This is a genomic window from Variovorax paradoxus, assembly GCF_009498455.1.
In the GTDB taxonomy this organism is placed as follows: Bacteria; Pseudomonadota; Gammaproteobacteria; order Burkholderiales; family Burkholderiaceae_C; genus Variovorax; species Variovorax paradoxus_H.
In genome coordinates, this window is record NZ_CP045644.1 from 2,997,758 (window position 1) to 3,017,094 (window position 19,337).

Annotated in this window: 17 protein-coding genes; 10 read left to right on the plus strand and 7 right to left on the minus strand. The window is 70.0% G+C overall.

Annotated features, from left to right (window positions below):
- Window positions 1-36: 36 nt before the first annotated feature.
- The 3 genes from GFK26_RS13730 to GFK26_RS13740 all read left to right on the plus strand — a co-directional run bounded on the left by GFK26_RS13730 (window position 37) and on the right by GFK26_RS13740 (window position 4,339).
- The gene (locus GFK26_RS13730) at window positions 37-2,226 is read left to right on the plus strand and encodes an ATP-binding protein (RefSeq protein ID WP_153282435.1); all 2,190 of its coding nucleotides are present in this window, start codon (window positions 37-39) and stop codon (window positions 2,224-2,226) included.
- A complete protein-coding gene (locus GFK26_RS13735; RefSeq protein ID WP_101493265.1) occupies window positions 2,223-2,843 on the plus strand; it encodes a response regulator transcription factor in 621 nt (206 codons plus the stop codon). Before GFK26_RS13730 ends, GFK26_RS13735 begins: the two co-directional genes overlap by 4 nt.
- Before the next feature lie 146 nt (window positions 2,844-2,989).
- Window positions 2,990-4,339: an MFS family transporter gene (locus GFK26_RS13740; protein ID WP_153282436.1), complete on the plus strand. Its 1,350-nt coding sequence runs from the start codon at window positions 2,990-2,992 to the stop codon at window positions 4,337-4,339.
- 45 nt (window positions 4,340-4,384) lie between these two features.
- On the opposite strand, the gene GFK26_RS13745 is transcribed toward GFK26_RS13740, so the two are convergent.
- Together GFK26_RS13745 and argH are read right to left on the minus strand one after the other, a co-directional pair.
- Window positions 4,385-5,863: a rhomboid family intramembrane serine protease gene (locus GFK26_RS13745; protein ID WP_153282437.1), complete on the minus strand. Its 1,479-nt coding sequence runs from the start codon at window positions 5,861-5,863 to the stop codon at window positions 4,385-4,387.
- A 33-nt stretch (window positions 5,864-5,896) separates the two neighbouring features.
- Window positions 5,897-7,294: an argininosuccinate lyase gene (gene argH, locus GFK26_RS13750; protein WP_153282438.1), complete on the minus strand. Its 1,398-nt coding sequence runs from the start codon at window positions 7,292-7,294 to the stop codon at window positions 5,897-5,899.
- A gap of 57 nt (window positions 7,295-7,351) precedes the next feature.
- On the opposite strand from argH, the gene GFK26_RS13755 reads away from it, so the two are divergent.
- The 5 genes from GFK26_RS13755 to GFK26_RS13775 all read left to right on the plus strand — a co-directional run bounded on the left by GFK26_RS13755 (window position 7,352) and on the right by GFK26_RS13775 (window position 13,042).
- Entirely contained in the window at window positions 7,352-8,437 is a 1,086-nt protein-coding gene (locus tag GFK26_RS13755) for a sensor histidine kinase (RefSeq protein WP_153285965.1), read from the plus strand.
- Window positions 8,434-9,186, plus strand: a complete 753-nt coding sequence (locus GFK26_RS13760) for a LytR/AlgR family response regulator transcription factor (protein WP_153282439.1) — start codon at window positions 8,434-8,436, stop codon at window positions 9,184-9,186. The genes GFK26_RS13755 and GFK26_RS13760 overlap by 4 nt, the downstream gene beginning before the upstream one ends.
- Complete coding sequence (locus GFK26_RS13765; RefSeq protein WP_153282440.1) at window positions 9,183-10,457, plus strand: AI-2E family transporter; 1,275 nt, start codon at window positions 9,183-9,185, stop codon at window positions 10,455-10,457. The genes GFK26_RS13760 and GFK26_RS13765 overlap by 4 nt, the downstream gene beginning before the upstream one ends.
- Window positions 10,458-10,524: 67 nt before the next feature.
- On the plus strand, window positions 10,525-11,706 hold the full coding sequence (locus tag GFK26_RS13770; protein WP_153282441.1) for a DUF1624 domain-containing protein: 1,182 nt from the start codon (window positions 10,525-10,527) through the stop codon (window positions 11,704-11,706).
- Between the two features lie 10 nt (window positions 11,707-11,716).
- Window positions 11,717-13,042 carry an OprD family outer membrane porin gene (locus GFK26_RS13775; RefSeq protein WP_153282442.1) on the plus strand — a complete coding sequence of 442 codons (1,326 nt, stop codon included), beginning with the start codon at window positions 11,717-11,719 and terminating at the stop codon, window positions 13,040-13,042.
- Between the two features lie 13 nt (window positions 13,043-13,055).
- On the opposite strand, the gene GFK26_RS13780 is transcribed toward GFK26_RS13775, so the two are convergent.
- On the minus strand, window positions 13,056-13,514 hold the full coding sequence (locus tag GFK26_RS13780; protein ID WP_153282443.1) for a winged helix-turn-helix transcriptional regulator: 459 nt from the start codon (window positions 13,512-13,514) through the stop codon (window positions 13,056-13,058).
- A 121-nt stretch (window positions 13,515-13,635) separates the two neighbouring features.
- Between GFK26_RS13780 and GFK26_RS13785 the strand changes: the two genes are divergently transcribed.
- Entirely contained in the window at window positions 13,636-14,565 is a 930-nt protein-coding gene (locus GFK26_RS13785; protein ID WP_153282444.1) for a nitrilase family protein, read from the plus strand.
- Here GFK26_RS13785 and GFK26_RS13790 read toward each other — a convergent pair.
- A complete protein-coding gene (locus GFK26_RS13790; RefSeq protein WP_153282445.1) occupies window positions 14,483-15,805 on the minus strand; it encodes an MFS transporter in 1,323 nt (440 codons plus the stop codon). The genes GFK26_RS13785 and GFK26_RS13790 overlap by 83 nt on opposite strands.
- Window positions 15,792-16,316 (minus strand): GNAT family N-acetyltransferase, encoded by a 525-nt coding sequence (locus tag GFK26_RS13795; RefSeq protein ID WP_153282446.1) that lies wholly within the window; start codon window positions 16,314-16,316, stop codon window positions 15,792-15,794. Before GFK26_RS13795 ends, GFK26_RS13790 begins: the two co-directional genes overlap by 14 nt.
- Window positions 16,317-16,364: 48 nt before the next feature.
- Here GFK26_RS13795 and GFK26_RS13800 point away from each other — a divergent pair, with 48 nt between their 5' ends.
- Window positions 16,365-17,291 carry a LysR family transcriptional regulator gene (locus tag GFK26_RS13800; protein WP_153282447.1) on the plus strand — a complete coding sequence of 309 codons (927 nt, stop codon included), beginning with the start codon at window positions 16,365-16,367 and terminating at the stop codon, window positions 17,289-17,291.
- Between the two features lie 6 nt (window positions 17,292-17,297).
- On the opposite strand, the gene GFK26_RS13805 is transcribed toward GFK26_RS13800, so the two are convergent.
- Window positions 17,298-18,548 (minus strand): MFS transporter, encoded by a 1,251-nt coding sequence (locus GFK26_RS13805; protein ID WP_153282448.1) that lies wholly within the window; start codon window positions 18,546-18,548, stop codon window positions 17,298-17,300.
- Between the two features lie 211 nt (window positions 18,549-18,759).
- Window positions 18,760-19,302 carry a hypothetical protein gene (locus GFK26_RS13810; protein ID WP_153282449.1) on the minus strand — a complete coding sequence of 181 codons (543 nt, stop codon included), beginning with the start codon at window positions 19,300-19,302 and terminating at the stop codon, window positions 18,760-18,762.
- Between the last annotated feature and the right edge of the window lie 35 nt (window positions 19,303-19,337).

The following is a 19,337-nucleotide window of genomic DNA, read 5'->3' on the forward strand; positions in this document are numbered from 1 at the left end:
CACGCCGCGCCGGCCGAACCTGCGGACCCGCCTCCCATGCCGCCCCTCACGCCCGAACCGTCTCTTCCTGCTTCCTCTTCTGCCCCCACGCGCTCCCGCCGCCGCGCGCTGGTGGCCTGGGCGGCTGTTCTCGCGCTGGCCTTGCTGTTGATCGCCGTGGCCGGCCAGTGGGCTGCGCGGCGCGAGGCGAACTTCCAGGCCGACTCGATCCGCCGCGCCATGGAAGTGCACGTGCTCGGCCTGCGCGATGCCGCCGGCAAGTACGGCTACCTGCCGTTCACCGCCGGCATGCACCCCGACGTGCTCGCCGTGCTGGCCCGCCCGCAGGAGCCCGCCACGCGGCAGCGCGCCAACCACTACATCGAGGAAGTGAACCGCCTCGCGGGCTCCGACGCGCTGTACCTCACCGACCCGCAAGGCCTCACGCTGGCCGCGAGCAACTGGGCCACGCCGCAGAGCTTCGTCGGCGAGTCGTATGCCAACCGGCCGTACTTTCTCGACGCGCGGGCCGGGCGCCAGGGGTTGTTCTACGGCGTGGGCCAGACCACGGGCGAGCCGGGGCTGTTCATGTCGGCGCCGGTGCGCGCCGAGGGCGGCGGTGGCGAGGTGCTGGGCGTGATCACCGTCAAGGTCAGCCTGCGTCAGCTGCACGACGCCTGGGCTTTCGTGCGCGATCCGATCCTGCTTACCGACGCGCGCGGCATCGTGTTCCTGAGCTCGGTGCCGGGCTGGATGTACCAGGCCACGCGGCCGCTGAGCCCGGCCGACCTGGCCGGCATCGAACACGACCAGCAGTACGGCGCGCGCACCCGCTTCGCGCCGCTGCCGTGGCGTGTCGAACCCATCGAGGACGCGCCGGGTTACCTGGTGCGCACGACGGTCGGCGGCAAGGCGCGCCGTTTTCTCGCCGTCGACGAGCCCTTGCCCGACCTGGGCTGGACCTTGACGGTGATGGCCGATCACGCCGAGGTCACCCGCGCGCGCGAGCGCACCTGGATGCTCGGCCTGCTGGGCGCCGGCGTGCTGCTGCTGGGCGCGCTGTACTGGCGGCTGCGCGAGCGCCGCTTTGCCGAGCAGCGTGACGCGCGGCGCGACCTCGAACTGCGCGTGCGCGAGCGCACCCACGAGCTCGACCAGGCTCACGCCTTCCGCAAGGCGATGGAAGACTCGCTGCTGGTCGGCATGCGCGCACGCGACCTGCAGGGCCGCATCATCTACGTCAACCCGGCCTTCTGCGAGATGACCGGCTACGGCGCCGACGAGCTGCTGGGGCGGCTGCCGCCGTACCCCTACTGGCACCCCGACGACGTGACGCAGCACTGGTTCCATTACGAGGCCATGATGAGCGGGCAGCCGGCGCGCTCGGGCTTCGAGTCGCGCCTGCGGCACCGCGACGGGCACGAGGTCATCACCATGGTCTACACCGCGCGGCTCATCGACGCCGACGGCCGCCACAGCGGCTGGATGAGTTCGGTGGTCGACATCACCGAGCAGAAGCGCGCCGAGCTGCGCCAGCGCCAGAACGACGAGCAGCTGCAGCATGCGCAGCGCCTGGCCAGCCTGGGCGAGATGGCCTCCACGCTGGCCCACGAACTCAACCAGCCGCTGATGGCGCTGAGCAATTTCGCCAGCGCCGCCAAGGCCTTCGCCGAGCAGGGCAACCAGCCGCTGCTGGCCAGCAGCCTCGACGAGACCGTGGCGCAGGCCAAGCGCAGCGCCGAGATCGTGCGGCGCATCCGCGGCTTCGTGCGCCAGCGCACCGCCGGCACCGAAGACTGCGCGGTGGCCGCGCTGGTGGCCAACGTGCTGGCGCTGCTGCAGGGCGAGATGCGCCAGCGGCAGGTGCGCGCCGAGGTGCGCGTGGCGCCCGCGCTGCCGCCCGTGCGCGGCGACCGCGTGCTGCTCGAGCAGGTGCTGCTGAACCTGCTGTCGAACAGCCTGCAGGCGATGGAGCAGGGCACGCCGCCCGACCGGCGCGTGGTCGAAGTCGAGGCCGAACTGTGTGAGGGGCGCGTGCACATCCGCATCGCCGACCACGGCCCCGGCATCGACGCCGCGCTGGCCGAGCAGGTCTTCGCGCCGTTCTTCACCACCAAGGCCGGCGGCCTCGGGCTGGGCCTGAACATCTGCCGCACCATCGTGGAGGCCCACCGCGGCCGGTTGTCGTTTGCCGACCGGCCCGGCGGCGGCACGGTCTTCACCCTCGAACTGGAGGCTTCCCCGTGAACGCACCCCTGCTTGCCAACCACCTGTGCGTCGTCGACGACGACGAGGCCGTGCGCCGCTCCCTGGGCCTGCTGCTGCTGTCGCGTGGCCACGCGGTGCAGGCCTTTGCCTCGGGCGAGGCCTTCCTGGCCGGCGCCGACCTGCAGCGCCCGGGCTGCGCCATCCTTGACCTGCGCATGGAGGGCATGAGCGGCCTGCAGGTGTTCGACGCGCTGCGCGCCCAGGACAGCCCGCTGGTCGTGATCTTCCTGTCCGGGCACGGCGACATTCCGATGGCGGTCGAGGCGGTGCAGAACGGTGCCTTCGGCTGGCTGGAGAAACCCTGCAACGACGAGCGCCTGCTCGACAGCATCGCCAAGGCATTGCAGAAGGCCGAAGAGGTCGCCGTGCGCCGCCAGGCCCGGCAGGCGGCGCAGGCGCTGTGGGCCAAGCTCACACCGCGCGAGATGCAGGTCGCGCGTCTCGTGGCCGAAGGCCTGCCCAACAAACGCATCGCGCAGGAACTGGCGCCGCTGGAGCTGCGCACGGTGGAAACCCACCGGGCGCACATGTTCGCGAAGCTGGGCTTTTCGAGCAGCCTGGAGCTGGATCGCTTCTTGCGCGAGCACGGTCTCTAGAACTTAGGGTTTACCCCTGCGTACGGGTACGTAGCCCGGCGGCGGGGGGCCTACGGACGACAGCGCGCTCCCGGCGGACCAGACTCCCCGGCACGGCTTTCCGCGGGCTTCGCGGGGGCTGAAGCCAGAGACAAGGACCCCCTCGCATGACCGCCATTGCCAGCAGCAGCACGAGCGCCGGCGCCTCCAGCCCGGACGCGACCCGCGACAACCACACCCCCTACACCTTCGAGGAAAAGCGCAAGCGCATCTTCGCCATCTTTGCCGCCTCGTCCGGCAACCTGGTGGAGTGGTTCGACTTCTACGTCTACGCCTTCTGCGCGATCTACTTCGCGCCTTCGTTCTTCCCCAAGTCGGACCCGACGGTCCAGCTGCTGAACACCGCCGGCGTGTTCGCCGCCGGCTTCCTGATGCGCCCGATCGGCGGCTGGATCTTCGGCCGGCTGGCCGACCGCAAGGGCCGCAAGACGTCGATGGTGACCTCGGTGGTCATGATGTGCGTGGGCTCGCTGGTCATTGCCTGCCTGCCCACCTACGCGCAGATCGGCGCCTGGGCGCCCGCGCTGCTGCTGGCCGCGCGCCTGCTGCAGGGCCTGTCGGTCGGCGGCGAGTACGGCACCACCGCCACCTACATGAGCGAAGTGGCGATGCGCGGCCAGCGCGGCTTCTTCTCGTCGTTCCAGTACGTCACGCTGATCGGCGGCCAGTTGCTGGCCGTGGTGGCCGTGGTGGTGCTGCAGCAGCTGCTCACCGAGGCCGAACTCAAGGCCTGGGGCTGGCGCATTCCCTTCGTGCTGGGCGCCCTGGCCGCCGTCGTGGCGCTGATGCTGCGCCGCACGCTGACCGAGACCGCGAGCACCAAGACCCGCGCCGCCAAGGGCGCCGGCAGCGTGGCCGAGCTGTTCAAGCACCACAAGCGCGCCTTCCTCGTGGTGCTGGGCTACACGGCCGGCGGCTCGCTGATCTTCTACACCTTCACCACCTACATGCAGAAGTACCTGGTGAACTCGGCCGGCATGTCGATCAAGACCGCCAGCAACGTGATGACGGCTTGCCTCTTCCTGTATATGTGCATGCAGCCGCTGTTCGGCGCGCTGTCGGACCGCATCGGCCGTCGCAGCAACATGCTGCTGTTCGGCGCCCTGGGCATGCTGATGACGGTGCCCGTGCTGAGCAACCTGCAAAACGTGAGCAGCCCGCTGGTGGCCGGCGTGCTGATCACGCTGGCGCTGGCGGTGGTGAGCTTCTACACCTCGATCAGCGGCATCGTGAAGGCCGAGATGTTCCCGCCCGAAGTGCGCGCGCTGGGCGTGGGCCTGTCGTACGCGGTGGGCAACGCCATCTTCGGCGGCAGCGCCGAGTACGTGGCGCTGGGCCTGAAGTCGATCGGCCACGAGTCGTACTTCTACTGGTACGTGACGGCGATGATGGGCGTGGCCTTCCTGGTCAGCCTGCTGCTGCCGAAGCAGGCGACGTACCTGCACAACGACAAGTAAGCGCTGCGGCGCTTCACTACCAAACCCGGCCTCGCGCCGGGTTTTTTATGCGCGCTGCAACGCGCGCGTGACCATGTCGTTGGGCGCCAGCCGCAGCAGGTGCGGCAGCAGGCCCATCGCGCGCTCGCGTTCGCCCGCATGCAGCAGACCGTTGGCGCACACCGAGAGCGTGTCGGCCAGCTCGGGATGCTCGGGCGCGGTCTTCAGCAGGATGCGGCAGAGCTTGTCGGCGTCGCCGAACTGGCGGATGCGCGCGAAGCGGCGCGCCAGCCGGGCCATGTCGTCGGGCTTCAGGCGCACGCCGGGTTTGGCCTGGTCGAGGTAGGCCGTGAAGCTGCCGTGCTGCAGCGCCAGCGTGTCTTCATCGGTGGCGGGCAGGCGGAAGATGCGGCGCGCGGCCTGATGGAAGTCGTCGCTCGCGGGCTGCAGGCGCGCGGTGTTGAACCAGGCGCGCAGCGTGTCGGTGTCGCCGGGGCGCAGGGCGGCGGCGGCGCGCCATTCGGCGCAGGCGGGCTCGAACTTCATCGCCGCCGACAGCTTGCGCGCGGCGGCCACGTGCTGGTCGAAGCGGTGGTCGTCGGTCACCATTTCCGACTTCACGGTCTCGGGCGTTTTCACGCGGCCCAGCCACATGGCGCCGGCCATCAGCGCGGCGCCCGTCAGCAGGCCGCCCAGGTGGGCCATGTAGCCGACGCCCTGGTCACCGAGCCATTGCTGCATCAGCTCGTTGGCGATCCAGGCCGGCAGCAAGAGCAGGGCGGGCGCGGTGACGTAGCTGAAATAGAAGAACAGCTGGTAGAAAAAACGGATGCGCCGCAGCCGGTACATCACGGCGTACATGCCCATCAGCGCCGAGATCGCCCCCGAAGCGCCCAGGCCGTGGCCGCCGGCGCCGGCATAGGCCCAGCTGGCCAGCAGCGACGAGCCGACGGCGCCGAGCAGGTAGAAGCACAGGTAGGTGCCACGCCCCAGCGCCAGTTCGACCGAGAAGCCGAACAGGAAGAGGAACAGCATGTTGCCCAGCAGGTGGCCGGTGTCGGCATGCAGGAAGGCGGCGGTGACCCAGGTCCAGGGCTTGAACGCGGCGCCCTTGTTCTGGTCGAGCGACCAGCGCTCGGTAAAAGGCGCGGGCAGCATCGCCTCGTACTGGCGGCGTTCGCGCTGCCATTCGTCGAAGCGCGGGTTCGCGGGCGTCACGACCTCGTCGGCGCGCAGCTTCTTCAGGAAGGGCGGGTCGTTCTGCAGGGCTTCGAGCAGCTGCGGGTACGCCTCTTCATGCCCCAGCGCGCGGCGCGCCAGCTTGCCGCGCTTCGGGTCGGTCTTCTCGAGCCACTCGACGAAGGGCGGCAGCTCCAGCGCGGGCAGCACGCCCTGCATGTAGAACTGCGCGGCGCGCTCGCGGCCGTTGTCTTCGCTGCGCTGCGGACCCCAGAACACGATCATGTTCAGGAGGATCAGCAGCACCGTCATCCACGGCGGGTTGTGCCAGCTCGGTTTGTTTTCGAGCGGGATGGCGTAGAACATGAAGTGCGGCCCTCGGTGGTGTGGCCGCGGGCTTCAGCCCAGGCGGGCGCGGTGGCGGGCGACTTGGGCTTTTACCTGCACGGGCGCGGTGCCGCCCAGCACGTTGCGCGCATTGAGCGAGCCGCGCAGGCTCAGCACGTCGTACACGTCCTTCTCGATGTTCGGGTTGAACTGCTGCAGCACCGACAGCGGCAGCTCCGACAGGTCGACCTGGTGCGAGGTGGCGGCCTTCACGGCGTGGGCCACGGTTTCGTGCGCGTCGCGGAAGGGCAGGCCCTTTTTCACGAGGTAGTCGGCCAGGTCGGTGGCGGTGGCGTAGCCGCGCAGCGCGGCGGCTTCCATGGCCTCGGGCTTCACGGTGATGCCGCCGATCATCTCGGCAAAGATGCGCAGGGTGTCCTTGAGCGTGTCGACGGTGTCGAACAGCGGCTCCTTGTCTTCCTGGTTGTCCTTGTTGTAGGCCAGCGGCTGGCCCTTCATGAGCGTGATGAGCGCCATCAGGTGGCCGACCACGCGGCCGGTCTTGCCGCGCGCCAGCTCGGGCACGTCGGGGTTTTTCTTCTGCGGCATGATCGACGAGCCCGTGGTGAAGCGGTCGGCGATGTTGATGAAGCTGAAGTTCTGGCTCATCCAGATGATGAGTTCTTCGCTCAGGCGGCTCACGTGCACCATGCACAGGCTGGCGGCGGCGGTGAACTCGATCGCGAAGTCGCGGTCGCTCACGGCGTCCAGGCTGTTCTGGCAGACGCTGTCCATCTTCAGGGTGCGCGCCACGAGTTCGCGGTCCAGCGGGTAGCTGGTGCCGGCCAGCGCGGCGGCGCCCAGCGGCAGGCGGTTGACGCGGCGGCGCACCTCGCCCATGCGCTCGGCGTCGCGGCTGAACATTTCCACGTAGGCCAGCATGTGGTGGCCGAAGCTCACGGGCTGGGCCACCTGCAGGTGGGTGAAGCCGGGCAGGATCACCTCGACGTTCTTCTCGGCGATGTCGACCAGGGCCTTCTGCAGGTCGACCAGCAGGTCGCCGATGAGGTCGATTTCGCCGCGCAGCCACAGGCGCACGTCGGTGGCGACCTGGTCGTTGCGGCTGCGGCCGGTGTGCAGGCGCTTGCCGGCGTCGCCGACCAGCTGGGTCAGGCGGGCCTCGATGTTCAGGTGCACGTCTTCGAGGTCGAGCTTCCATTCGAAGCTGCCGGCCTCGATCTCGCCGCGGATCTGCGTCATGCCACGCTCGATGGCGGCGTGGTCCGTCACGCTGATGATGCCCTGGGCCGCGAGCATGCCGGCGTGCGCCAGCGAGCCCTCGATGTCGGCCTGCCACAGGCGCTTGTCGAAGAAGACGCTGGAGGTGTAGCGCTTCACCAGGTCGCTCATCGGTTCGGAGAACAGGGCCGACCAGGCTTCGGATTTCTTGTCGAGTTGGTTTTGGGTCATGGGAGCCGTCCAGGAAGGCAATAATGGGTTGGTCACCCGATGGATCTGATGTCTGCGATGCGCAACCCGGCGATTTTATCGGCCAGCTCCCCCTCCACGTCCGCTGCGTCGCCGGAACGCGTGCGCGCGCCCGTGCGCGGCGGCCCGGCGCTGTTCGACGCCTGCCAGATCGGCGTGGTGCTGCGCACCGTGGTGTTCGTCGAAGCGGTGGTGGCGGTGGCCACGCTGTTCGTGGTCGGCTCCTTTGGCGAATGGCTGGTTCAGGCGGCCACGGTCACCGGCGGCGCGCTGCCCGCTACGCTGCTGTGGCTGGTGGCAGCCTGCGGGCTCAAGAAGCCATTGCGGCGCCTGCCGCCCCCCGGGCAGTACGCCGCGGGCGCCGTGCTGGGCGCCGTGGCCTCGCTCTACGGCTGCGGCCTGCTGCGCCTGACCGGCGTGATCGCCAGCGCGCCCTGGCTGGCCAGCGCGCTGGCCGGCGCGCTGTTCGCGGGGCTGGTGATGGCGGCGATGGTGCTGCGCGCGCGCGGCCAGACGCCGGCCGCGACCACGGCCCGGCTCGAAGAGCTGCAGTCGCGCATCCGCCCGCACTTTCTGTTCAACACGCTCAACAGCGCCATCGCGCTGGTGCGCGAAGAGCCCGCCAAGGCCGAGACCATGCTCGAAGACCTGGCCGAGCTGTTCCGCCAGGCGCTCACCGTGCCCGGCGAATCGGGCACGTTGGCCGACGAGATCGCGCTGGCCGAGCGCTACCTGGCCATCGAGCAGGTGCGCTTCGGCGACCGCCTGCGCATCCGCTGGGACCTCGATGCCGCCGCCAGCGACGCGCGCCTGCCGCCGCTGTTGCTGCAGCCGCTGGTCGAGAACGCCATCAAGCACGGCGTGGAGCCCAGCCCCGACGGCGGCAAGCTGCGCATCCGCACCGAGCGGCGCGGCGGCATGGTCGTGATCGAGGTGGTCAACAGCCTGCCGCCGCTGCGCTGGGCCGACGAGCCGCTGCCGCGCGGCCACGGCATCGCCCTGGACAACGTGCGCGAGCGGCTGCGCCTGCTGCACGACATGCAGATGCAGTTCAGCGCCGGCATGGACCAGAAGAACTACCGCGTACGCATCGCGATTCCCGCAGACTCCGCCGAATCCCCATGAGCCTCAAGACCCTGATCGTTGACGACGAAGCCCTGGCCCGGTCGCGCCTGCGCACGCTGCTGCGCGACTGCACGTCGCCCGCCGCCGAAGTGACGGCCGAGGCCGCGCAGGGCGAGGAGGCGCTGGCGCACCTGGCCGCGATGGATCTCGACCTGGTGCTGCTCGACGTGCACATGCCCGGCGTCGACGGCATCGAGGTGGCGCGCGCATTGCGCAATCGGCCCGACGCGCCGGCCGTGGTGTTCGTGACGGCGCATGCCAGCCACGCGGTCACGGCCTTCGAGCTGGAGGCGGTCGACTACCTCACCAAGCCCGTGCGCGCCGAGCGGCTGCAGCAGGCGCTGCAGAAGGTCGAGCGCTTCTTGAAGGAGCGCCGCGCTGCCGAGCCGGCCGCCGACGCCACGCCCGAGTGCGTGCTGATCCAGGACCGGGGCCGCGCCGAGCGCGTGCCGCTGTCCGAGGTGCTGTACCTCAAGTCCGAATACAAGTACCTCACGGTGCGCACCGCCACGCGCAGCCACATTCTCGACGGCTCGCTCAACGATTTCGAGGAGCGCTACCCGAACCGCTTCCTGCGCGTGCACCGCAACGCGCTGGTGGCGCGCGCGGCGATCCGCGCGCTCGAGCGCTACGACGACGGCGAAGACGCCGACGGCTGGGCGCTGCGGCTCGATTCGGTGCCCGAACCCGTGGCGGTGTCGCGCCGCCAGCTGGCCGCCGTGCGCGAGATGCTCAAGGAGTCGCGATGACCGATGAAACCCCGGCCGGCCCGAAGCCCGCGCCCCCGCGCCCCGTGGCCGCCGACGAACCACCGCCTGCGCCCGCGCCGGTCCAGGTGCCGGTACCGCCCCCCGAAGCCACCGCGCCTGCTGCACCGGTCGCGCCGAAGGACGATGCGAACTCCGCGCTGCGCAAGCGCCTCGTGCTGCACATGCCGGTCGACGTGCGCAGCGCCTCGCTCGTGGTGCTGGCCGTGCTCGCCAGCGTGTTCGCGCTGCGCTGGGGCCAGGCCGTCTTCGTGCCGCTGATGCTGAGCCTGTTGCTGAACTACGCACTGTCGCCGCTGGTCGAGCGCCTGCACAGCTGGTACGTGCCGCGCTGGATCGGCGCGGCGGTGATCCTGCTGGGCCTGTTCGGCGGACTCGGATGGACCGGTTACTCGCTGTCGGGCAGCGCCTCGCAGCTGCTCGACTCGCTGCCGGTCGCGGCGCAGAAGCTCGGCCAGGCCATGCGCCGCAACAAGAACGCCAGCGCCACGCCGCTGGACAGCGTGCAGCAGGCCGCCGCCCAGCTCGAGAAAGCGGCCGAAGAAAACTCCGCCCGCGTGGCCGCGCGCAAGGGCGTGGCGCGCGTCGTTATCGAGCGGCCGGGCTTCAACGTGCGCGACTACCTGCTCAGCGGCACGGTCGGCCTGCTCAACGCGATGGGGCAGCTCACGCTGGTGGCTTTTCTCACCTACTTTGCGCTGTGTTCGGGCGACACCTTCCGGCGCAAGCTCATCAAGATCACCGGGCCCAGCCTGCAGAAGAAGAAGGTCACGGTGCACGTGCTGGACGACATCACGCGCAACATCGAGCGCTACCTGCTGGTGCAGATCCTGGTGAGCGCGCTGGTGGGGCTTGCCACCGGCCTCGCGTTCTGGCTCCTCGGCGTGGAGAACGCGGCCGTGTGGGGAATCATCGCGGCCGTGACCAACCTCATTCCGTACATCGGCTCGGTGATCGTGCTGGTGGCGGCCGGGCTCATGGCCTTTCTGCAGTTCAGCAGCATCGAGATGGCGCTGCTGGTGGGCGGCGTCTCGCTGGCCATCCACACCGTGGTCGGCAACCTGCTGATGCCCTGGCTCACCAGCCGCACCAGCCGCATGAACCCGGTGGCGGTGTTCGTGGGCGTGATCTTCTGGGGCTGGCTGTGGGGCATCTGGGGCCTGCTGCTGGGCATCCCGATCACCATGGTCATCAAGTCGATCTGCGACCGGGTGGAAGACCTGCAGCCGATCGGCGAGCTGCTGGGCGAATAAACCGGCCCTTCAGGAAGGTGCATCGTCCGATGCTGTAAATTATTGCGAATCCATTCGCAATAATTCAATGTCCGACGTTTCATCCGCTTCCTTGCCACCCGGGGCCGGCGCCCCGGCCCGGCTGCTTTCCATCGACGCGCTGCGCGGCCTCGTGATCCTGTTCATGCTGCTGGACCACGTGCGCGAGACCTTCTATCTGCACCACCAGGTGCCCGACCCGATGCTCGTGGCGCAGACGCCGGCGGCGCTGTTCTTCGGCCGCCTGCTGGCGCATCTTTGCGCGCCGGTGTTCGTGTTCCTGGCCGGACTGTCGGCCTTTCTCTACGGCGCGAAGCAGGCGGACGGCCGCGCGGCGGCGTCTTCGTTCCTCTGGAAGCGGGGCCTGTTCCTTGTGCTGCTGGAGGTCACGGTCGTCAACTTCGCGTGGACCTTCCAGTTCCCGCCGGCCACGGTGTTCCTGCAGGTGATCTGGGTGATCGGGCTGTCGATGCTGGCACTGTCGGCGCTGGTGTGGCTGCCGCGCCCGGCGCTGATCGTGGTGGGCGTGGTGCTGGTGGCGGGGCACAACCTGCTCGACGGCGTGCACTTTCCGGTCGGCCATGTGCTGCACCTCCCCTGGGCCGTGCTGCACGACCGGGGCTGGATCGAGGTGTCCGATGCCTTGAGGCTGCGCACGTCGTACCCGCTGCTGCCGTGGATCGGCATCATCGCGCTGGGCTACGTTGCGGGGCCATGGTTCCTGCCCGGTGCCGATGCGTTGCAGCGCCAGCGGCGACTGCTCGCGTGGGCTGTGGGCCTGCTCGTCGGCTTCGTGGCGCTGCGCGCGCTCAATGCCTACGGCGACAAGCCCTGGGCCGCAGGCGACAGCGCGCTGACGACGGTGATGGCCTTCCTCAACGTCACCAAGTACCCGCCGTCCTTGCTGTTCATCGCGCTGACGCTCGGCGTGGGGCTGTGGCTGCTGCGGCTGTTCGAACGCCGGCAGGGCGCGGCCTGGCTCGCGCCGCTGGCCGTGTTCGGCGCGGCGCCCATGTTCTTCTACGTGCTGCACCTGTACGTGCTCAAGTTTCTCTACCTGGGGGCCGAGGCGGTCTGGGGCCCCAACCAGGGCCGCTTGTTCGGCTTCGACGCCATGTGGATGGTGTGGCTGGCCACCGGCGTGCTGGCCTTCGCGCTGTACCCCGCGGTGCGCGCCTTTGCCGCCCTGAAGGCACGGCGCCGCGACATCGCATGGCTCAAGTACCTGTGAAGGGCCGGCGATGAAGCGGGTCTGCAGTGCGGCCCTCGCGATGCTGGGCACCTCCGCCCTGGCGGCCGAAGGCGGTGGCTTCGTCGAGGACACGCGCTGGCGCGTGCTCCAGCGCAGCGTGTACGAGAACAGGAGCTACCTGCACGGCGACCGCAGCAACGGCGGGCGCAACGCGACGCTGCCGAAGGCGCGGCGCAGCGACTACGCGCAGGAGTGGGGCTACGGCGTCATGGGCAGCGTCGAGTCCGGCTTCACGCCGGGCTGGATTGGCTTCGGCGTGGACGCGCATGCCTCGCTCGCGCGCAGCCTCGACGGCGACGATCTGCGCGTCGGCAAGATCCGCATGCTGCCGGTGGACGGTGCGGGCTACGCGCAGGACGGCATCGCGCGCGGCGGCCTGGCGTTGAAGGCGCGCGTCTCCGCCACCGCGCTGACGGTGGGCGAGCAACGCGTGAAGACGCCGGTCTTCAGTGCATCCGATTCCCGCCTGCTGCCCGAAAGCATGCGCGGCTGGCTGCTCACGAGCCGCGAGTTCGACACGCTCACGCTGCAGGCCGGCCGCTTCACCGGATCGACCGACCGCCATGCGCGCGGCACGAACAACCCGCTGATCGTGAACTACCTCGATCCGAAGTCACCGCGCGGCGACGTGTTCGACTTTGCCGGCGGCACGTGGAAGGGCAGCGCTTCGCTGTCGATCACGGCCTACGTCGGACGGCTGAAAGACACCTGGCGCACCGGCTACCTGGGCGCCCAGTACACGGTGCCGCTGCAAGACAAGCGCGCGTTGTCCTTCGACCTGCAGGTGTATCGCAGCAAGGACACGGGCCGCGCGCTGGCCGGCCCGGTGGACAACACCACCGCCAGCCTGATGTCGACCTACACCCACGGCCCTCATCGTGTGGGCCTGGGCTGGCAGAAGGTCGCGGGCGACACGCCCTTCGACTACGTGACGCGCGGCGCCGTGTGGCTCGGCAATGCGGCGCAGCTGTCCGACTTCAACGCGCCGCACGAGCGGTCGTGGCAGCTGCGGTACGAAGTGGATGCCGCGCGTTGGGGCGCGCCCGGGTTGAGCCTGGGCGCGGCCTACATCCGCGGCAGCGGCATCGACGGCAGCCGCGTGCCGGCGCGCGGAGGCTATGCATGGCTGGGCTACGGGCAGGGCGGCCGGCACTGGGAGCGCGACCTGTGGCTGCGCTACACGGTCCAGCAGGGCAGCGCGAAGGGGCTGGCGTTCCTGCTGCGCTATGGCGAGCACCGCAACAACAAGGCGCAGGCCGAACTCAACGCACGGCAGATTCGTGTTGCCCTGGAGTACCCGGTCGGCAGCGACTGAGCGGACGGCGCTGTCAGGCTGAGGTGACGGGCAGCTTCTTCACGAAGGTCGCGGCGGGGTCGAGCGGTTGGCCGTCGCGCGTGCGCAGGTCGATCGGCGCCACGGGCTCGCCACCCTCGCGCTCCAGCAACACCGAATGCGGCTCGCCCGGCGCGAACAGGTTCGCCTCGCCCCAGTGCCGCAGGCCGACCACCACGGGGAACAGGCCGCGGCCCTTGGCCGTCAGCGCGTACTCCTGGTAGAGCGAGCCGTCCGACGCCGGCACGAGGTCGAACACGCCTTCCTGCACCAGCCACTTCAGCCGGTCGGCCAGGATGTTCTTGGCCACGCCCAGGCTCTGCTGGAACTCGCCGAAGCGCCGCATGCCGTCGAAGGCGTCGCGCACGATCAGCAGCGACCACTGGTCGCCGACGATCTCGAGGGCGCGCGCCATCGGGCAGGCGTCGAACCTCAGACTTTTTCTCCTGGCCATCGTGTGTTTGTCCTGTGCGTCCTCGGGGATGGCGGGATTAGACCGTAGCGCCGAGTTGGTTGCAAATTAAAACTAGTGCCGTTAGCATCCGTCTGGTTTTAATTTGAAACCTGAAATGACCATGACCGTCTCAGCAAACATCCCCTCCGGCGGTGACGCCGTGCCCGGCCTGCGCGCCAGCCCCGTGCGCGTGGCCGTCGTGCAGTTCGACCCGCAGGTCGGCGTCGAGAACCTCGCGCGCAACGCCGCCGCCGTGCACGCACAGCTAGAGGCCGCCGTCGCCGGCGGCGCGCAGCTTATCGTGCTGCCCGAGCTGGCGACCACCGGCTACTGCTTCAGCGGCCGGGCCGAGGCCTTTGCCCATGCCGAGCCCGTGCCGCACGGCCCGACCGTGCAGGGCTGGGTCGCGTTCGCGGCGCAGCACGGCGTCTACCTTGTCGGCTGCCTGGCCGAGCAGGACGGCATGCAGCTGTTCGACACCGCCGTGCTCGTCGGCCCCGACGGCTACATCGGCCGCTACCGCAAGACGCACCTGTGGAACAACGAGAAGCTGTGGTTCACGCCCGGCAACGAGGGCTACCGGGTGTTCGAGACGAAGATCGGCCGCATCGGCCTGCTCGTGTGCTGGGACATCTGGTTTCCCGAGGCGCCGCGCATCGTTGCGCAGCAGGGCGCCGACATCATTTGCGTGCCCACGGGCTGGGTCTGGACGCCGCCGCCGCTGTACGACGCCAGCGGCGTCTGCATGCCGGCCTACCTGACGATGGCCGCCGCGCACACCAACAACGTCTTCATCGCTACCGCCGACCGCGTGGGCCAGGAGCGCGGCACGGGCTTCATGGGCAACTCGCTGATCGCGGGCACCAACGGCTGGCCGATGGGGCGCATCGCCGGGCCCGAGGAAGAAACCATCCTCTATGCCGACGTCGACCTGGGCGCCGCGCGTTCGGCACCGATCTGGACACCGCTCAACGACCTGCACCGCGACCGGCGAACCGATCTGTACGACGCGATGCTGGGCTATCGGGGCGGTGTGGCACTGCCGCGCTGAGGCGCGCGAAGCGCACGATCATCCACGGCCCGAGCAGCGCCCCGAGCCCGACCGAGCTCCACGCCGCGACCCACGCGTAGGTGCTGCCGAAGCCGAACTGCGCCTGGCCCCAGTCGAGCGCGAGCCCGAACACCCAGGGGCTGAGCGCGCCCGCGCCGAAGCCCATCACCGAGCGCACCGAGAACGCCACGCCGAGCCGGTGCGGCGCCACCACGTCGGCCAGCGCGGTCGAGTAGACCGACGAATCGGCGATGGCCAGCAGGTTGTACAGCGCCGCCATCGCGGCCAGCGCCCACAGCGGCCAGGTCCACATCCAGCCGAAGGTGAACGACAGGCTCAGGCTCGCGAGGGTGGCGATCATCATCACGCGCGCGCGGCCCAGCCGGTCGGAGGCCGCGCCGCCCACCACGCTGCCGAACACGCTCACGAGGTGCGCGAACGCCGCCAGCGCGATGCCCGCGGCCGGCCACGCGCTCGCACCGCCGCGCGACGAGGCCATGAGGTAGGCCGGCAGCCAGGCCCACAGCGCCATGAGTTCCCAGCAGTGGAAGGTGTAGGCCCAGTTGCCGGCCATCGCGGGCCGGTCGCGCACGGTTGCGTTCAGCGCCTGCAGCACGCCTTCGCGCGGTGCGCCAACGGCCGGCGACACCGGCGGCTGCATGCGCCGCAACGCGAGCACCGACAGCAGCACGCCCGCCACCGTGCAGCCCGCTGCCACCAGCAGCCCGAGGCGCCAGTGCGCCACCACGCTGAAGCCCGCCACCACCGCGAGCGACAGCGCATAGCCCATCGACGCCGCGCCGAGGAACAGCCCCATCGCGCGCCCGCGCACCGCGGGCCCGGCATTGAGCGACAGCAGCTGCAGCCCCGGCGTGTACGAGGCGCCCGCGCACAGGCCCGCCAGGCCGTACAGCAGCAGGGCGGAGCGGTGGTCGTGCGCGAAGAGCGCGAAGGCCAGCGCAGCCACCGCACCGATCGCGCCGCCCACCACGAAGATGCGGTGCGGGCCGTAGCGGTCGGCCAGCAGCCCCACCGCGAACAGCGAGCTCATGTAGCCCACGTGCCAGGCGCTCTGGATGGAGCCGGCCTGCGCGGCCGTCATCTGCCAGTCGGCCATCATGAACGGCAGCACGCCCGAGTAGGCCGTGACGATCATCCCCTGCAGCAGGCGGCTCGTGCACAGCAGCGCGAGCCATCCGCGCTGCGGCGGCGCCGGGGTGGGGGTGTCAGCGCAGTGCACGCTGCATCAGCACCGTGTCGACCCACTGGCCGAACTTGAAGCCGACGTTGCGCAGCACGCCGACCGTCTCGAAGCCCAGCCGCGCGTGCAGCCGCTGCGAGCCTGCGTTGCCGCTGTGGCCGATGCACGCGACCATCTGCATGAAGCCGGCCGCGGTGCAGCGGTCGATCACCGCCTGCAGCAGCGCCGTGCCGATGCCGTGGCCGTGCATGCCGGGCGCGACGTAGATCGAGTCTTCCACCGTGTGCCGGTAGGCCGAGCGCGCGCGGTAGGGGCTGGCGTAGGCGTAGCCGGCCACCTCGCCATCCTTCAGTGCCACCAGATAGGGCAGGCCGCGGGACAGCAAGTCGGTGCGGCGCGTGTGCATCTGCGCGACGGTGGGCACTTCTTCTTCGAACGAGCACAGGTCGTGCTGCACGTAGTGGCTGTAGATGGCCTGCACGCGGGCCATGTGGTGGGGCTCGGCATCGGCAATGTCGAGCGCGGTGGATGCAAGGGTGGGGGAAGACATGGCCCGATCTTGACGCGCTGGAATCGATAAGTGAAGCTTGGTCAAGCTATGCGATGCATAAGGAATACTTTGGAAAAAAACCTCAACCTCGACCAGCTCGCCACCTTCGGCCTGGTGATCGAAACCGGCAGCTTCTCCGCCGCGGCCGACCGGCTCGGCCTGTCGCAGCCGGCCGTGAGCCTGCAGGTGCGCCAGCTCGAACGACGGCTCGCGGTGCGGCTCATCGAGCGCGTCGGCAAGCGTGCGCGGGCCACGCCAGCGGGCGCGGAACTGCTGCGCCATGTGCCGCAGATCGAGGCGGCGGTCGAGAACGCGATCGACGCACTGGCCGACCACGCGCGCGGCGTCACGGGTCGCGTGCGGCTGGGCACGGGCGCCACCGCCTGCCTGTACTTTCTGCCCGCGGTGCTGCGCCAGTTGCGCGAGGCGTTCCCGGCGCTCGGCGTGGTGGTGAGCACCGGCAACACCGACGAGTACGTGCGCAAGGTGGAAGACAACAGCCTCGACCTCGCGCTGGTCACGCTGCCCGCGGCCGGGCGCTCGCTGAGCGTGATCCCGGTGTGCGACGACGAGTTCGTCGCCATCGGCCGCGCCGACCTCGCGCCGCTCAAGGCCCGCGTGACGCCGGCCGACCTCGCGACATTGCCGCTGGTGCTGTTCGAGCCCGCGGCCAACACGCGCAAGCTGGTCGATCGCTGGTTTGCGGCCGAGGGCCTGCAGCCGCAGCCCGTGATGGAGCTGGGCAGCGTCGAGGCGATGAAGGAAATGGTGGCCGCGGGGCTGGGCTACGGCCTGGTGCCCGGCATGTCGATGGCGGGGCGTGGGGCCCACCCGGCGCTGAAGGTCAGCCGCCTCGCCCCGCGCATGCACCGCACGCTGGCGGTGGTGGTGCGCCGCGACAAGCCGCTGAACAAGGCGCTGCGCACGGTGCTCGAGGCGATCGTGGCGGCCGGCAAGAAGCCCGGCCGCCGCTAGAACTGCTTACTCCGGAATGGCCGCCAGCGGCGCCGCACCGCCGCGTGCGCGGCCCAGCGTGCCGACGATGAGCGCGGCGATCAGCACCAGCACACCGCTGAGCACCATCGTGGGCGAGATGCCGCGGCTGTCGACCATGAGGCCGCCGATCAGCGCACCCGAGGCGATCGCCACCTGGAAGCCCGTCACCAGCAGGGCCTGGCCGGCTTCCTGCGCGTCGGGCACGGCTTCCATCATCCAGCCGGTGAGCGCCACCGGAATGAGGCCGAAGGCCACGCCCCAGATCACCACCACGACCGCGCCGGCCACCATGCCGGTGCCGATCAGCGTCGACAGCAGCAGCGCCGTCGCGAGCATCAGCGCCGCCAGCAAGGTGGTGCCGCGCACGCTGCGCGCCACCAGGCTGCCGCCGAGGAAGGTGCCGATGAAGCCCATCGCGCCATAGACCAGCAGCAGCGTCGAGACCTCGTTGGCCTGCAGGCCGAACACCTGCTGCAGCAGCGGCTTCAGGTAGGTGTAGGCCGCGAAGTGGCCGGCAATGAAGAACAGCACCGCGAGCAGGCCGACCTGCGCCATGCGGCGCGTGAGCGGCGTGAGCAGGTCGCGCGCGCCGATGGCGCGTTGCGGCGGAATGGCGGGCAGCAGCCACAGCTGCACCAGCAGCACGGCCGCGGCCAGCGCGCCGGTCACGGCGAACGAGGCCCGCCAGCCGAACATCGTGCCCAGCCACGAGCCCGCGGGCACGCCGAGCACCGTGGCCGCCGACACGCCGGCCAGCACCAGCGACATGGCGCGCGGCTTCGAGGCGTCGGGCACCAGCTGCGTGGCGGCGGCGGGCGCGAAGGTCCAGAAGCCGCCGACGGCCAGGCCGAGCATGAGGCGTGCGACCACCATCGTCGTGAAGTTGGGCGCGAACGCGGCCAGCAGGTTCGAGGCGATCAGCAAGAGCGTGAGCGCGATCAGCACCGTGCGGCGGTCGAGCCGGCCCGAGGCGACGATCAGCGCCGGTCCGGCGAACGCGGCGAGCACGCCGGGCATCGTGATCATCAGGCCGGCCGTGCCGTCGGACACGTTCAGGCCGCGCGCGATGTCGGTGAGCAGGCCGATGGGCATGAACTCGGTCGACACCATCGCGAAGGTGCCGACGGCGATGGAGCCGACCGCGAGCCACGCGGAGCGGGTGGGGGCGACCGCAGCGTCGCGCGCGGGCGCTGCGAGGTCGTCGATGCAGGGGTTGCTGCCGGAAGAATTCATCATGGAGATGCTGTCCTTGAACGCATCGGCGATGAAGGCGCCAATGCCGGTGTGGGGGCATTGGAGTGTGCGAGCGGGCCGCCTTGCGACCAAGGGGCGGTGGAGCAGTAGACAGTTTCCCTCAGGCGAACAATCGACCTCTTGGGTGTCTGAAGCCACCTGGGGATGCGGCAATGGCGCCTTTCGCCATCACCGTCTTTTTGAGTTGCCGAAATTAAGTGTGGGCGTGGCGCAACTGCAGCGCCTGTCCATCGGCCACGAACGATTCGTCGACCAGCACGCGGAAGGCCGTGCCCTGCACGAACTTCGGTTGCGCGACGGCCGGCGAGAGGAACTCGATGTCGAGCGCGACCGGCGTGCCGCGCGCGAGCGAGGAGCCCTGCGGCACGCGCCAGCGTGCCGAGAAGCCTTCGGTGCCGAGCACCAGCGCGCCCCGGTATTCGCCGGGGCCCAGCGGCACATCTTGCGCGGGCACCGAGGGCCGGCGAAAGGTCAGCTGGGCCTGCAGATGCGGCGTGAATTCGGGTAGCGTGTCGAAGCCCTCGGGCGGGGCCTGCTTGGTCGCGCGGCGCGGCAGCTTGCCGATGAGCCACGCGATCACGTTGCCGATGATCGGCACCCACAGCACCATCAGCAGCGTGCCGATGTCGCGCGTGGTGGAGCCGGGCGTGGCGTAGTGCCGCACGATGGCGCCGCCGACGGCCACGCACAGCAGGATCATGACGATGAGTCGTCGGCGGAACTGGATTTTGGTCATGAATGCGCGGGGTGAAAGCGGGTCCGGACCATAAC

Coding starts and splice junctions, on each gene's coding strand:
- argH (WP_153282438.1), bottom strand. CDS start 7,294: ATGACCCAAAACCAACTCGACAAGAAATCCGAAGCCTGGTCGGCCCTG.
- GFK26_RS13795 (WP_153282446.1), bottom strand. CDS start 16,316: ATGTCTTCCCCCACCCTTGCATCCACCGCGCTCGACATTGCCGATGCC.
- GFK26_RS13760 (WP_153282439.1), top strand. CDS start 8,434: ATGAGCCTCAAGACCCTGATCGTTGACGACGAAGCCCTGGCCCGGTCG.
- GFK26_RS13770 (WP_153282441.1), top strand. CDS start 10,525: ATGTCCGACGTTTCATCCGCTTCCTTGCCACCCGGGGCCGGCGCCCCG.
- GFK26_RS13810 (WP_153282449.1), bottom strand. CDS start 19,302: ATGACCAAAATCCAGTTCCGCCGACGACTCATCGTCATGATCCTGCTG.
- GFK26_RS13755 (WP_153285965.1), top strand. CDS start 7,352: ATGCGCAACCCGGCGATTTTATCGGCCAGCTCCCCCTCCACGTCCGCT.
- GFK26_RS13765 (WP_153282440.1), top strand. CDS start 9,183: ATGACCGATGAAACCCCGGCCGGCCCGAAGCCCGCGCCCCCGCGCCCC.
- GFK26_RS13740 (WP_153282436.1), top strand. CDS start 2,990: ATGACCGCCATTGCCAGCAGCAGCACGAGCGCCGGCGCCTCCAGCCCG.
- GFK26_RS13730 (WP_153282435.1), top strand. CDS start 37: ATGCCGCCCCTCACGCCCGAACCGTCTCTTCCTGCTTCCTCTTCTGCC.
- GFK26_RS13745 (WP_153282437.1), bottom strand. CDS start 5,863: ATGTTCTACGCCATCCCGCTCGAAAACAAACCGAGCTGGCACAACCCG.
- GFK26_RS13780 (WP_153282443.1), bottom strand. CDS start 13,514: ATGGCCAGGAGAAAAAGTCTGAGGTTCGACGCCTGCCCGATGGCGCGC.
- GFK26_RS13775 (WP_153282442.1), top strand. CDS start 11,717: ATGAAGCGGGTCTGCAGTGCGGCCCTCGCGATGCTGGGCACCTCCGCC.
- GFK26_RS13805 (WP_153282448.1), bottom strand. CDS start 18,548: ATGATGAATTCTTCCGGCAGCAACCCCTGCATCGACGACCTCGCAGCG.
- GFK26_RS13785 (WP_153282444.1), top strand. CDS start 13,636: ATGACCGTCTCAGCAAACATCCCCTCCGGCGGTGACGCCGTGCCCGGC.
- GFK26_RS13800 (WP_153282447.1), top strand. CDS start 16,365: ATGCGATGCATAAGGAATACTTTGGAAAAAAACCTCAACCTCGACCAG.